Origin of the sequence: Stenotrophomonas sp. HMWF003, assembly GCF_003061285.1 — a bacterium.
Classification (GTDB): domain Bacteria; phylum Pseudomonadota; class Gammaproteobacteria; order Xanthomonadales; family Xanthomonadaceae; genus Stenotrophomonas; species Stenotrophomonas maltophilia_AP.
In genome coordinates this window covers 1-12,974 of sequence record NZ_QAIW01000073.1, presented here as the reverse complement: position 1 = coordinate 12,974, position 12,974 = coordinate 1, and the positions used below count along the sequence as shown (strand labels likewise).

15 protein-coding genes are annotated in these 12,974 nt (G+C 67.8%); 9 read left to right on the top strand and 6 right to left on the bottom strand.

The window, feature by feature from the left end; all coding sequences use genetic code 11:
• Positions 1-47 precede the first annotated feature (47 nt).
• The 4 genes from DBR34_RS02850 to DBR34_RS02835 all read left to right on the top strand — a co-directional run bounded on the left by DBR34_RS02850 (position 48) and on the right by DBR34_RS02835 (position 4,613).
• Positions 48-926 (top strand): tryptophan 2,3-dioxygenase family protein, encoded by an 879-nt coding sequence (locus DBR34_RS02850; RefSeq protein WP_038685763.1) that lies wholly within the window; start codon positions 48-50, stop codon positions 924-926.
• A gap of 241 nt (positions 927-1,167) precedes the next feature.
• Positions 1,168-2,670 (top strand): oligopeptide:H+ symporter, encoded by a 1,503-nt coding sequence (locus DBR34_RS02845; protein WP_128095609.1) that lies wholly within the window; start codon positions 1,168-1,170, stop codon positions 2,668-2,670.
• A gap of 8 nt (positions 2,671-2,678) precedes the next feature.
• On the top strand, positions 2,679-3,287 hold the full coding sequence (locus DBR34_RS02840) for a thioredoxin family protein (protein WP_128095608.1): 609 nt from the start codon (positions 2,679-2,681) through the stop codon (positions 3,285-3,287).
• 183 nt (positions 3,288-3,470) lie between these two features.
• Positions 3,471-4,613 carry a hypothetical protein gene (locus tag DBR34_RS02835; RefSeq protein ID WP_128095607.1) on the top strand — a complete coding sequence of 381 codons (1,143 nt, stop codon included), beginning with the start codon at positions 3,471-3,473 and terminating at the stop codon, positions 4,611-4,613.
• 57 nt (positions 4,614-4,670) lie between these two features.
• Here DBR34_RS02835 and DBR34_RS02830 read toward each other — a convergent pair whose 3' ends face one another.
• The gene (locus tag DBR34_RS02830) at positions 4,671-5,162 is read right to left on the bottom strand and encodes a MarR family winged helix-turn-helix transcriptional regulator (RefSeq protein WP_128095606.1); all 492 of its coding nucleotides are present in this window, start codon (positions 5,160-5,162) and stop codon (positions 4,671-4,673) included.
• 130 nt (positions 5,163-5,292) lie between these two features.
• Here DBR34_RS02830 and hppD point away from each other — a divergent pair, with 130 nt between their 5' ends.
• From hppD to DBR34_RS02815, 3 genes are all read left to right on the top strand, one after another.
• A complete protein-coding gene (gene hppD / locus DBR34_RS02825; RefSeq protein WP_181393882.1) occupies positions 5,293-6,408 on the top strand; it encodes a 4-hydroxyphenylpyruvate dioxygenase in 1,116 nt (371 codons plus the stop codon).
• A 126-nt stretch (positions 6,409-6,534) separates the two neighbouring features.
• The gene (hmgA, locus tag DBR34_RS02820) at positions 6,535-7,836 is read left to right on the top strand and encodes a homogentisate 1,2-dioxygenase (RefSeq protein ID WP_128095605.1); all 1,302 of its coding nucleotides are present in this window, start codon (positions 6,535-6,537) and stop codon (positions 7,834-7,836) included.
• Positions 7,833-8,600 carry a pentapeptide repeat-containing protein gene (locus tag DBR34_RS02815; RefSeq protein ID WP_128095604.1) on the top strand — a complete coding sequence of 256 codons (768 nt, stop codon included), beginning with the start codon at positions 7,833-7,835 and terminating at the stop codon, positions 8,598-8,600. Before hmgA ends, DBR34_RS02815 begins: the two co-directional genes overlap by 4 nt.
• 43 nt (positions 8,601-8,643) lie before the next feature.
• On the opposite strand, the gene DBR34_RS02810 is transcribed toward DBR34_RS02815, so the two are convergent.
• The gene (locus tag DBR34_RS02810) at positions 8,644-9,168 is read right to left on the bottom strand and encodes a hypothetical protein (RefSeq protein ID WP_128095603.1); all 525 of its coding nucleotides are present in this window, start codon (positions 9,166-9,168) and stop codon (positions 8,644-8,646) included.
• Positions 9,169-9,301: 133 nt separating this feature from the next.
• On the opposite strand from DBR34_RS02810, the gene DBR34_RS02805 reads away from it, so the two are divergent.
• Both DBR34_RS02805 and DBR34_RS02800 read left to right on the top strand, forming a co-directional pair.
• A complete protein-coding gene (locus DBR34_RS02805) occupies positions 9,302-9,913 on the top strand; it encodes a hypothetical protein (RefSeq protein ID WP_128095602.1) in 612 nt (203 codons plus the stop codon).
• Between the two features lie 100 nt (positions 9,914-10,013).
• Complete coding sequence (locus DBR34_RS02800) at positions 10,014-10,970, top strand: sodium:calcium antiporter (protein WP_128095601.1); 957 nt, start codon at positions 10,014-10,016, stop codon at positions 10,968-10,970.
• Between the two features lie 115 nt (positions 10,971-11,085).
• Here the strand turns inward: DBR34_RS02800 and DBR34_RS02795 are convergent, their stop codons facing one another.
• The 4 genes from DBR34_RS02795 to DBR34_RS02780 form a co-directional block, all read right to left on the bottom strand.
• Entirely contained in the window at positions 11,086-11,463 is a 378-nt protein-coding gene (locus tag DBR34_RS02795) for a Na+/H+ antiporter subunit G (protein ID WP_128095600.1), read from the bottom strand.
• Positions 11,460-11,744, bottom strand: a complete 285-nt coding sequence (locus tag DBR34_RS02790; protein WP_038685776.1) for a K+/H+ antiporter subunit F — start codon at positions 11,742-11,744, stop codon at positions 11,460-11,462. Before DBR34_RS02790 ends, DBR34_RS02795 begins: the two co-directional genes overlap by 4 nt.
• Positions 11,741-12,247, bottom strand: a complete 507-nt coding sequence (locus tag DBR34_RS02785; RefSeq protein ID WP_128095599.1) for a Na+/H+ antiporter subunit E — start codon at positions 12,245-12,247, stop codon at positions 11,741-11,743. Before DBR34_RS02785 ends, DBR34_RS02790 begins: the two co-directional genes overlap by 4 nt.
• Positions 12,244-12,974, bottom strand: a 731-nt coding sequence (locus DBR34_RS02780) for a proton-conducting transporter membrane subunit (protein WP_308812508.1), incomplete at its 5' end; no start/stop codon positions are given. The genes DBR34_RS02780 and DBR34_RS02785, both read right to left, overlap by 4 nt.

Sequence of the window (12,974 nt, the reverse complement as noted above, 5' to 3'; positions counted from 1 at the left end):
AGCGCATGCTGTGCGCTACCCTTTGACCCCCTCATTTGGCCCACGCCATGTCCGTCGAGAAGAACCAACGCGACCTCGAAGCCGGTATCCACACCGATCTGCAGGGGCGCCTGACCTACGGCGGCTACCTGCGGCTGGACCAGCTGCTCAGTGCCCAGCAGCCGCTGTCCAACCCGCCGCACCACGATGAGATGCTCTTCATCATCCAGCACCAGACCTCCGAGCTGTGGCTGAAGCTGCTGGCCCACGAACTGCGCGCGGCCATCGGCTTCCTGCAGCGCGATGAAGTCTGGCAGTGCCGCAAGGTGCTGGCGCGCAGCAAGCAGGTGCTGCGCCAGCTGACCGAGCAGTGGTCGGTGCTGGAAACGCTGACCCCGTCGGAGTACATGGGCTTCCGCGACGTGCTGGGCCCGTCCTCGGGCTTCCAGTCGCTGCAGTATCGCTACATCGAGTTCCTGCTGGGCAACAAGAACGCGCAGATGCTGCAGGTGTTCTCGCACGACCCGGCCGGCCAGGCGCAGCTGCAGGAAGTGCTGGACGCGCCCAGCCTGTACGAGGAATTCCTGCGCTACCTGGCCCGCTTCGGCCACCCGGTGCCGGCCGAGTACACCGGCCGCGACTGGCAGCAGCCGCACGTGGCCGACGACGCCCTGCACCCGGTGTTCGAGCGGATCTACCAGAACACCGACCGCTTCTGGCGCGAGTATTCGCTGTGCGAGGACCTGGTGGACCTGGAGACCGCCTTCCAGCTGTGGCGCTTCCGCCACATGCGCACCGTGATGCGGGTGATCGGCTTCAAGCGCGGCACCGGCGGCTCCAGCGGGGTCGGCTTCCTGCGCCAGGCGCTGGAGCTGACCTTCTTCCCGGAGCTGTTCCAGGTGCGCACCACGATCCGCAACGACGACCCGATGCCGCCCGACGCCTGAGCCCGCGCCGGGCCTGATCGCCCTATTCATCATGACGCCCGGATGACCACGGGGCTGCCCACAGCCCCCGCCGTTGCTGCGCTGGCGGGGCATCGCCGACGGTTGAAGATGCAAGTTCAGCGAGCATGTCGTCACCTGCACGGATCAGCGTGTATTTGACGTGAACGCCGTTGGTCTGGGATTCTCCCGCGCTGTTCGCACATCGGACGTGCATGTCTTCCACCGAACCCAGGAATCCCGCATGAGCGTAGACGCCGCCGCGAAATCCATTCCCGACCCGGCGTTGCCGGAGTTCAAGACCACGCTGGGCCACCCGCGCCCGTTGTGGATGCTGTTCATGACCGAATTCTGGGAACGCTTCGCGTTCTACGGCATCCGCTGGGCGCTGGTGCTGTACATCGTGTCGCAGTTCTTCGAGGGCGACTCGGCCGGCCAGGCTGCGGCCAGCCGGACCTACGGTGCCTACCTGGCGCTGGTCTACGCGGCGGCCATCTTCGGCGGCTACGTGGCCGACCGGGTGCTGGGCTACCAGCGTTCCATCCTGACCGGCGCGATCATCATGGCCGCCGGCCTGTTCATGGTCGCCATGCCGAACAAGGAAGTGTTCGAGCTGGGCCTGGCCACGATCATCATCGGCAACGGCCTGTTCAAGCCCAACATCTCCACCATGGTCGGCAAGCTGTACGGCCTGAAGGATGAGCGGCGCGACTCGGGCTTCACCATCTTCTACATGGGCATCAACATCGGCGCGATGATCGCCCCGGTGCTCACCCAGTACCTGGCCGAGCGGGTGTTCGGCACCCAGGCGATGCCGTCCTACAAGATGGTCTTCATCGCCTCGGGCATCGGCATGCTGATCAGCCTGGCGTGGTTCTACGTCGGCCGTGCCGGCCTGAAGGGCATCGGCGCACCGCCGGTGGGCGCCGAAGGGTTCAGCCGCATCATCATGGTGTTCGTGGGCGCCATCGTCGCCATCCCGGTGGCCTACTTCCTGCTGTCCACCGGCGCCACCGCGCTGGCCTGGATCCTGGGCGTGATGTTCATCGCGCTGGGCGTGCTGCTGCTGGTTGAAGGCATCCGCGAGGGCAAGGTCCAGCGCGATCGCGTGATCGCCATGCTGATCATCTTCGTCTTCAACGTGATGTTCTGGATGTTCTTCGAACAGGCCGGCAGCTCGTTCACCTTCCTGGCCGATGAGATCGTCAACCGCCAGCTCGGCGGCTGGACCTTCCCGACCGCGTGGTTCCAGTCGGTCAACTCGGTGGCCATCATCACCCTGGCCCCGATCATCGCCTGGATCTGGATCAAGCTGGGCCGCGCCAACCCGTCGATCCCGCGCAAGTTCGGCCTGGGCCTGCTGTTCAACGGCGCGGCCTTCGCGCTGCTGATGCTGGCCCTGTCGAGCATGGTGGTGGACGGCAAGATCCCGTTCTGGACGCTGTTCATGGTCTACGTCATCCAGTCGGTCGGTGAGCTGTGCCTGTCGCCGATCGGCCTGTCGATGGTGACCAAGCTGGCCCCGGTACGCCTGGTCGGCTTCGGCATGGGCGGCTGGTTCCTGTCCACCGGCATCGGCAACAACCTGTCGGGCATCTTCGCCGGCGTGGTCAGTGGCGAAGGCGGCATGACCGTGGAATCGGCCTTGAAGGGGTACACCTTCGGTTTCTGGGCGTTGATCATCTCCGGTGCGCTGCTGTTCCTGCTCGCCCCGCTGATCAACAAGCTGATGCACGGCGTCAAGTGAGGTCGGTGATGCGCATGCACGCATGGGGTGGTGCGATGATCGTGGCCGGCCTGCTGGCCGCCTGCTCGCCGTCGTCGGCGCCGTCCACCGCGCCTGCGCAGCCGGTGGACACCACCGAACAGAAGGCCCCGGTCGCCGATCCCAGCGTGCCGGTGGCGTCGGGCAATACCCCGGCCGCGGCGGATGTCGCGGCCGTGGCGGCGCTCAACGCCCAGTTCGACCCGGCCCGCGACCCGGTGGCCGACCTGGCCACGGCCAAAGTCGAGGCCCAGCGCGGGGGCAAGCGGATCGTGCTGGACGTGGGCGGGGAGTGGTGCTCGTGGTGCCACCTGATGGATGCCTTCATCGAGGGCGATGCCGAGATCCGCAGCTTCCGCGATGCCAACTTCGTGTGGATGAAGGTCAACTACAGCGAAGACAACGAGAACGCGGCGTTCCTGTCGCAGTTCCCGGCGATCAAGGGCTACCCGCACCTGTTCGTGCTCGACGCTGACGGCAAGCTCCTGCACTCGCAGTTCACCGGCGAGCTGGAGGCCGACAAGGGCCAGCCGAAGGGGTACAACCGCACGCGGTTCTTCGCCTTCATGAAGGACTGGGCGCCTGCCAAGGCGCCGTGACCGGAGAAAAAGCCGCGGATTCCGCGGCTTTTTTTTGGTTCTTCTCCCGCCGGTGGCACGCACGCGCGGGGATTTCCCGCCCCGGCGCCACACCTGGGCCTCAATTTACGCGGACCGCTGCCGTTACCTCCAAGGACCTCATGCCGCGCGTGTTTCGTGGCGCACACCAACGGACGGATACGCATGCAGCCGGGCACCAGCGACAGCACTTCGGACACCAGCCTTGATGTCACCGGCGGGGTAAGCCTGCCCCCGGTGGAGGTGCTGCTGGACGACCACGGCACGTTGGACGGCGGCGATGCGTCCGACGATACGCCGACCCCCGGCGCCATCCGTTACCGGCTGCCGCTGGTGGCGGTGCCCGACAACGTGATGCTCAAGGCCGCGGTGCAGAAGCTGGTCGAGCAGAAGGCGCAGCTGGACCTGCTGGCGCGCAACCCGGCGTTGGCCGGGCTGCTGCCGCCGGAATGGCAAGGCAGCGGCTTGCGCGCGCTGGACCTGCAGAGCTTCGTGCTGTCGGTGCTGCCGTTCCTGCAGAACGCGGCCAAGGCCGAGACCGCCCCCGCGCGCCTGCCGCTCAAGCACGTACTGGGCGACACCGGCCGCTGGGACCGCGACGACGTGGACGAGCCCAAGTCGCTGGCCTTCTTCCTGGCCAGCGACGACCGCGCCAGTGCGGGGGTGAAGGATCCGGCCGAGGCCTATCTGGTCGGTGCGCTGGGCCTGGCCTGGGCGCACGAGGGCCGCACCCGGCCCGGCTTCCTGCGCCAGATGGGCTACGACAGCATGGCCGCGCGGGTGAGCATGCTGCCGTACCCCGAACCGGGCCAGCTGGCGCTGTATGCGGTGGTGGCCCATGGCGTGAGCCAGCTGTGGTGCGTGCTCGACCGGCGCAAGGTGCGCCCGCTGCTGGCGCCGTGGATCAGTGTGCCGTTGCTGACCGCCTACGGCGTCACCGCCCCGATGACCTGGCCGACCTCGTTCCCGCCGGTGGAAGAGGTGGCGCAGATGCTGGCCGTGGCGCGCACCGGCAAGGGGCCGGTGGAAGTGGACCTGACCAAGGTGGCGGCCAAGGTCAAACAGGACGCGTCGGCCGAAACCTGGATGCCGGTGAGCCTGCTCCAGGTAGGCACCTGGGCGCCGCGCTGGGGCTATTTCATGGCCACCTTCATCGGCCTGCCCTCGGCATTGCTGGTACTGGCCGCGCTGGCGCTGCCCAGTGCGGTGGAAGCGCCCGTGGTGGCCGCCTCGCTCGCCTTTGCCGGCGGCGCCATCGGCGCGCTGGCCGCGCCGTGGGTGCATGCGCGTCGCAAACATCTGAGCTGAGGCGCAACGACCAACGGTCGTTGCCTACCGGCGTACCCGTGGGTGGGTACGCCGCTCTCAGCCCTGATCCATCTTCTGCAGGCCTTCCCCGGCCAGGCGCAGGATCAGCGTCTCCAGCATCTGCTCCTCCTCCTCGCTCAGCACGGACATCAGCTTGCGGGTGATCTCGATCACCAGTGGGGCGATGGTCTCGTACACCTCGAAGCCGGCCGCCGACAGCGCCAGCACCGAGCGGCGCCGGTCGTCGCCGTGGGTTTCACGCTTGATGAAGCCCCGCTCGAGCAGTCTGGCCACGGCGCGGCTGACGGCCACCTTGTCCATCGCGGTGCGGTCGGACACCTCGCTGGCCGACGAGCCCGGATACAGCGCCAGGATGGTGATGACCCGCCATTCCGGGATCGCCAGACCATAGCGGTCCCCATACAGCTTGGCGATATTGCCGCTGACCCGGTTGGACAGCACGCTCAGCCGGTACGGCAGGAACTGTTCCAGGTCGAGCAGGGCGTGCGAGGCACGGATGCTGTGGCTGCTGGGATCGGGTGGGTTCATGCTGCGGTGCACCTTGATGGTGGTTTCATGTGAAACTATAAACCTTAGTTCCGGACACCGCATTCTCGCGGGTCTGCCCGCCTCCCGCACCTGGTTTTTTCCGATGCGGACTTTGCTTTGGAGCCACATCATGACCAGCCAACTGAGCACCGCGTCCCACGCACCCGATCCGGGCATGCAGGTCACCACCTTCGAAAACCCGATGGGCATCGACGGGTTCGAGTTCGTCGAGTTCGCCGCCCCGGCCGGCCGCGGCGCCGAACTGCACGCCTACTTCCGCAAGATGGGCTTCACCGCCGTGCTGCGCCACAAGCGCCGCGCCATCACCGTGTACCGCCAGGGCGACGTCAACTTCCTGGTCAACGAAGAACCCGATTCGTTCGCGTCGGACTTCGCGGACAAGCACGGCCCGTGCGCCTGTGGTTTCGCCATCCGCTTCCAGAAGCCGGGTGACGAAGTGTTCCAGATGGCGCTGGGCAACGGTGCCGAGCCGATCGACTTCAAGCCCGAGTCCAAGGCCGTGCCGGCCCCGGTGATCAAGGGCATCGGCGACTGCATGCTGTACCTGGTGGACCGCTATGGCGCCAATGGCAGCATGTTCGATGCCGACTACGCGCCCATCGAAGGCGTCAACCAGCGCCCGACCGGGTTCGGCCTGACCTTCATCGACCACCTGACCCACAACCTGTACTTCGGCAACATGCAGCAGTGGTCGGACTACTACGAGCGCCTGTTCAACTTCCGCGAGATCCGCTACTTCGACATCAAGGGCCTCAAGACCGGCCTGGTGTCCAAGGCGATGACCGCCCCGGACGGTATCGTGCGCATCCCGCTCAACGAATCGTCCGACCCCAAGAGCCAGATCAACGAGTACCTGGACGCCTACAAGGGCGAGGGCATCCAGCACATTGCCTGCTTCACCAACGACATCTATGCGACCGTCGAGGCGATGCGTGAGCAGGGCGTGGAGTTCCTGGATACCCCGGACACCTACTTCGACGTGATCGACATGCGCGTGCCGGGCCACGGCGAAGACGTGGCGCGACTGGCAAAGAACAAGATCCTGATCGACGCCGATCCGGAAACCAAGCAGCGCAAGCTGCTGCAGATCTTCACCACCAACTGCATCGGCCCGATCTTCTTCGAGATCATCCAGCGCAAGGGCAACGAAGGCTTCGGCGAAGGCAACTTCACCGCGCTGTTCGAGAGCATCGAACGCGACCAGATGAAGCGCGGCGTGCTGTAACGTAACCCGGCAACGGTCCGGCGCGGCTCCCGCAACGCCGGACGCATCCGTACCGCCGGGCGCTGCCCGGCTGCTCCAACGCACCACCCATTGCACACCTCCCAGGCTCGGCCAGGACACGCACAGATGACCACCTCCCTCACCGCCCGCGGTTACCAGACCGGCTTCGGCAACGAGTTCGCCACCGAGGCCGTGCCCGGCGCGCTGCCGGTAGGGCGCAATTCGCCGCAGCGGGTTGCGCATGGTCTGTATGCCGAACAGTTGTCGGGCACCGCGTTCACCGCACCGCGCGGCAGCAACCGGCGCAGCTGGCTGTACCGCATCCGCCCGGCGGTGGCGCACGGGGAGTTCACTGCCTACGCCCAGCCGCACCTGCACGGCGACTTCGCCGCGGGGGCGGTGTCGCCCAACCAGCTGCGCTGGGACCCGCTGCCGCTGCCCGGCACCCCCACCGATTTCATCGATGGCCTGTACACCATGGGCGGCAACGGCGCGCCCGACGCGCACCATGGCGTGGGCATCCACCTGTACGCGGCCAACGCCGACATGCAGGGCCGCTACTTCTACAACGCCGACGGCGAGCTGCTGATCGTGCCGCAGCTGGGCCGCCTGCGCCTGCTCACCGAGCTGGGCGTGATCGAGATCGAGCCGCAGCAGGTGGCGGTGATCCCGCGCGGCGTGCGCTTCCGGGTCGAGCTGCCCGACGGCCAGGCACGCGGCTATATCTGCGAAAACTTCGGCGCCCTGCTGAAACTGCCCGACCTGGGGCCGATCGGCTCCAATGGCTTGGCCAACCCGCGCGATTTCGAGACACCGCAGGCCGCCTTCGAAAACATCGAGGGTGACTTCGAATTGATCGCCAAGTTCGGTGGCCAGCTGTGGCGCGCGCCCATCGGCCACTCGCCGCTGGACGTGGTCGCCTGGCACGGCAATTACGCGCCGTACCGCTACGACCTGCGCCGCTTCAACACCATCGGGTCGATCAGCCACGACCATCCGGATCCGTCGATCTTCCTGGTGTTGCATTCGCCCAGTGACACGCCGGGCACCAGCAACATGGACTTCGCCATCTTCCCGCCGCGCTGGCTGGTGGCGCAGGACACGTTCCGGCCGCCGTGGTTCCACCGCAACATCGCCAGCGAGTTCATGGGCCTCATCCACGGTGCCTACGACGCCAAGGCGGCCGGCTTCGTGCCCGGGGGCGCCTCGCTGCACAACTGCATGAGCGGGCACGGCCCGGATGCCGCCACGTTCGACAAGGCCTCGGCCGCCGACCTGAGCAAGCCGGACGTGATCAAGGACACCATGGCCTTCATGTTCGAAACCCGCGGGGTGATCCGCCCGACCGTGCAGGCCATGGACGCCGCGCACCGGCAGCGCGATTACCAGCAGTGCTGGCAGGGCCTGAAGGCGAACTTCACCGCGTGAGCCCGCCCCTGCCGCAAGCGTCACTGAGCCTGCTGCAGGAGGCGGCCACCTCGTTGCGGCTGCCCGACAGATCGCGTTTCGTTGGCGAGCATATCGAGGGTCTGCACCTGCGCGGTGCGACCCTGGGCCAGCCGCTGTTCGAGCGCTGCACACTGCAACGTAGCGTCTTGGAGGGCTGCGATATGTCCGGGGTGCGCTTCTTCGAGCGCACGGTGGTGGACGCCTGCCAGTTCACCCGCGTCGATTTCCGCGCCAGTGGCCTCAATGACACCGTGTTTCGCGGGTGCGTCTTCGACACCTGCGATTTCCGCCAGAGCCGCTTCGATGCCTGCGTGCTCGACGGCTGCACCTTCATCAACTGCCGGATCGTCGACACCGGCATGCCGGCACACGCCACCACCGGCTGCCGGTTCGAGGGCGTGCTGAAGGACGTGAGGTTCGTTGCTGCCGGTACACCGGCAGTGCTGGATGCGGACTTCAGTGGCTGCGTTCTGGACTATGTGTCGTTCGAAAACTGCCGGCTGGACAAGGTCATTCCGCCGCGCGATCCGCGCCATGTGTATCTGCCGGACATTGCCGCGCGTGCGCGCCGGGCGCTGGAGGCGGTGTCCGCGGCACCTGCGGATGCCGCCACCAAAGTACTCACGCGTCGCCTTCGCCGCTACGCACAGCTGCAGGGCGACATCCTGAATCTGGACAACCTGCGCCACGTGGAAGAACCGGCGGTGGCAGAGGCGTTGATTGTGGCGCTGGTAGAGCGCTGATCAGCCGCTGCCGGGCAGGCGTCGGCGTCGGGCGTCATTGCGATCAAACCGGCAGCGTCTGGAACCCGTCGACCTGCTCCTTCGGCAGCACCTCCAACAGGCGCTGGCGGACCCGTTCGGCATAGCCGGGCGAGGTAAGCGCGGGCAGCGCCTCCAGCGCGGTATGCAGGCCGGCGATCACCGCCTCATCGCTGCGGGCCTGCTGCAGCGCATGCAGCAGTGCGGCCGCGCGCGGGTGCCGTTGCAGTTCCAGGATACCCAGCAGGTAGATGCGCGCGGCCACCAGCGAACGGCGGCGTTCGGTCGGGGCTGCCGCCGGTGCCGCTGCGGTCGGCACCGGCTCCGGAGCGGGCGGCGGCGTAGGATCGGCGGCGGCGCTGGATACCAGGTAGCCGGCCTGGATCAGCTGGATCACCATCGCCGACGCTTCCGGCCCGATCATGGCGGTGAGCTGCGGCAGGTCGCGCTGGCCGTCGCACAGGATCAGCAGCCGTCGCTGGCGCATGTCCAGGGGCGCACGGTGGGCCTGCAGGGCGGTGCGGGCGAGGTCGGTCTTGCGCGGTTGCATGGGCGTGGGGTCGATGCGGTGCAGGCCGAGCCTGAACGCGGCAGGTGAAACCGCGATGACAATCACGTTCCTGCATGCAGCCACTGCACGGCGTTCGCGCTAGGCTGCCGATCACCGACTGGAGGAAGTGCAGATGAAGCAGCTGGGCAGCGTTCTGGCATTGGGCATCGCGTTGGCACTGAGCAGTTGCGACCGCGCCCCTGAAACCCCGTCGAAGGACGCCGAGGCCGCCGTGCCGACGCCCACCGAATCGACCCCGGCCGCCCCCGCTGCGCCGCCCGCGGCGCAGGGCCCGGCCGCCGCCGGCCCGGCGCGGCTGGACGGGTATGGCCCGCTGACCCTGGGCAGCAGCCTGGACGAGGTACGCGCGGCGTGGAAGACGCCGCTGCAGGGCGAGGTGCCCGATGACTACTGCCACGCGCTGCGTCCGCAGGGCGCCCAGGCCGAGGACGTGGTCCTGATGATCGAAGGCAAGCGCCTGGTCCGCTACGACGTGGACAGCGACCGCATCCTCGCGCCCGGCGGCGGCAAGGTCGGCATGTCGCTGGGCCAGCTGCAGAGCCTGTACCCCGACCGCGGCGATGTCACGCCGCACAAGTACGACGACAAGGGCCACAACCTGCGCGTGCGCCCGGCCACCGAGGGCGGGGCGCTGATCAACTTCGAGATTGATGGCGATGGCAACGTGAGCGCATGGCGGGTCGGCCAGACCCCCCAGGTGGATTACGTCGAAGGCTGCCTGTAGCCGTTGCGCGGCGCGCGCCGGGACCGCTGCGCGCCGCAATCCACCCAACCGCGTGGCCACGCTCTAGAATCGGGCCACGCCTGCCACCGGGGACTGTTCGATGATCGCTGCCACCACTTGGTTCCTGCTGGGATTGCTGCTGCTGGCACTGGGTGGCGATTCGATCGTCAAGGCCGCCTCCGGCCTGGCCCAGCGCTTCGGCGCCTCACCGTTCATGGCCGGGCTGCTGCTGGTGGCCTTCGGCACCTCGCTGCCGGAACTGGTGGTCAACGCGCGCGCGTTCGTGGTGGGGGCCGAGGAACTTGCCCTGGGCAACGCCGTGGGCAGCAACATCGTCAACGTTGGCCTGACCCTGGGCCTGGCCGCGCTGGCGGCCCCGCTGCTGGTGCGCGCGCGGCTGCTGTCGCCGCTGCTGGTGCTGGTGGCGGTGGCGAGCGTGGCGTTGATCGTGTTCGGCCTGGACGGCGTGGTGACGCGCTGGGAGGGCGGCCTGCTGCTGCTCGGTTTCGTGGCGTCGCTGGTGTTCGTGCTGCGCCGCGCGCGGCTGGAATCGGAGCCCGTGCGCGAGGCCATCGCCGGCTATGCGATGACCCGTACCGGCCTGTTCCTCAACCTCCTGCGGGTGGTCTTCGCGGGGCTGTGCCTGTACTACGGCGCGCGCTGGATCGTGCAGGCCGCGCCGGTGTTCGGTGCGGGGCTGGGCTGGTCGCCGTTGCTGGTGGGCCTGTTGCCGGTGGCCATTGGCACCGCGCTGCCCGAGGTGGCGGCGGCGGTGGCGGCGGCACGGCGCGGGCAGGGCGACATGGTGCTGGGCCATGTGATCGGCTCGAGCCTGTTCAACCTGCTGGTGGTGGTGGGCGGCATGGCCGCGCTGCGCCCGCTGGCGGTACCGGCGTCGTTCGTGCGCCTGGAGCTGCCGGCGGCGATCGCGTTCGTGCTGGTGCTGTACCCGATGCTGCGTGGCGATCTGACCATCAGCCGCCGCGAAGGCGGCGTGCTGCTGGTGGCGTTCCTGGGGTGGGTGGCACTGGAGCTGGCGCTGGTCTGGGGCGGCTGACGCCGCAACACGGTAGAGCCGACCGTTGGTCGGCTGCTCTTCGGCACGATGCGCGTAGCCGACCAACGGTCGGCTCTACCGGTTTGGATTTGGTGCAGCCGACCAACGGTCGGCTCTACGGCGCCTGTTCGCCTTCCGGGCGCGGCGGCGGCAGCTGTTCTTCCTTGGCGGTTTCATGGCCGGGCAGGCTGGGGCGCTTTTCCATCATCAGCGACAACGCGGCCTTGGCCATCATGTGCGCGCTGATCGGCGCGGTGATGAACAGGAACACGGTGATCAGCAGCTCGCGCGGCTGCGGGTCCTGGCCCAGGAAGATGTGGTAGCACACCGACCCCACCAGCACGCAGCCCACGCCCAGCGTGCTGGCCTTGGTGGGGGCGTGCAGGCGCTTGAAGAAGGTCGACAGCTTCACCAGCCCCAGCGCGCCCACCAGGATGAAGAAGCAGCCGAACAGCAGCAGGATCGACAGCACAATCTGGATGAAGGTGATCATTCCACGATGTCCCGGCGCAGCACGAACTTGCTCAGCACCACCGTGCTGCCGAAGCCGAGCATGGCGATGATCAGCGCCGCCTCGAAGTACACCGCCGAGTTGAGGTACATGCCAAACAGCATCAGCTCGGCGATCGCCGTCACCGACAGCGTGTCCAGCGCAAGGATGCGGTCGGGCACGGTGGGGCCGCGCAGCAGGCGCCAGGTGGCCAGCAGCATGGCCAGCCCGACCACGTGCATGCACACCACCATGGTGGTCTGGATGAAGGTGTAACCGGTCATGGGAAGATCTCCATCAGCGGGGCTTCGTAGCGGTGCTTGATCTGCCGGATCAGTTCGTCCGGGTCGTCCAGGTGCAGCACGTGCACCAGCAGGTGGCGACGGTCATCGGACAACGCGGCCGACACCGTGCCCGGGGTCAGCGTAATCATGCTGGTGAGCGCGGCGATGCCGTGGATGTTGGCGATGTCCAGCGGCAACCAGATGAAGCCGGGGTGGATGCGGCGTTCCGGGCCCAGCACCTGGATCGCCACGCGGATGTTGGACACCAGGATGTCCCACAGGGTCACGCACAGCAGCTTGGGGACCGGCCGGAGTGAGCCGATGCGGGCAAACTCGCGGTCCAGGCGCGCGGCGAACAGCGGCACCACCAGGCCCAGCAGCATGCCCAGCACGAACTGGCCGAGGGTGAAGCTGTCGGACATCAGCAGCCAGAACGCCACCACCATCACGCTCAGCGACGGCGAGGGAATCAGGCGCTTGTACAGCGAAGGCGTGCGCGTCATGGCTGGCGGATCTCCGGCGTGGTGGCGCGCAGCTCGCCCACATACTCGGCGGGGTGCAGCAGTTGGGTGGCCATGGCATCGGTGTGCTGCATCAGCGGGCCGGCAAACAGGCTCATGGCAATGCCATACACCAGCAGCAACGCAGCGGCGAACAGTTCCACCGTGCGGGTGGGGGCCTTGCGCGGCGGTGGCACGCCGTCTTCCTGCACCGGTACGCGCCAGAACAGGCGGATGCCGGCGCGGGTGATGCCCACGATCACCATCAGGCTGCTGCCGAGCACGGCGGTCCAGACCACGGCGGTGTACTGCGCCGGCATGCCGGCCAGCAGCGCGGCCTTGGCCAGGAACCCGGACAGCGGCGGCAGCCCGGCCACGGCCACGGCGCCGATCAGGAACAGCACCGCCGGGGTCTGCTTGCCCGGCATCGGCGCGATGATTTCCTTCCTGTCACTGGCGCCGCCACGGCGGCGGCGGATCAGGTCGGCAATCAGGAACAGCGCGGCCGCCACGAACGTACTGTGCGGCAGGTAGTACAGGCCGGCGGAGAGCACCTCGGGCGTGCGCACGGAGAAGGCGATGAACAGCGTTGCCGCCGACACCACCACCAGGTAGGAGATCATCACCCGCAACCGCGCTGCGGCCAGCACGCCCAGCCCACCCAGCACCAGCGTGGCCACGCCCGCCCACAGCAGCCAGTCGCTGCCGTAACCGGCCATCGGGCCCGCAC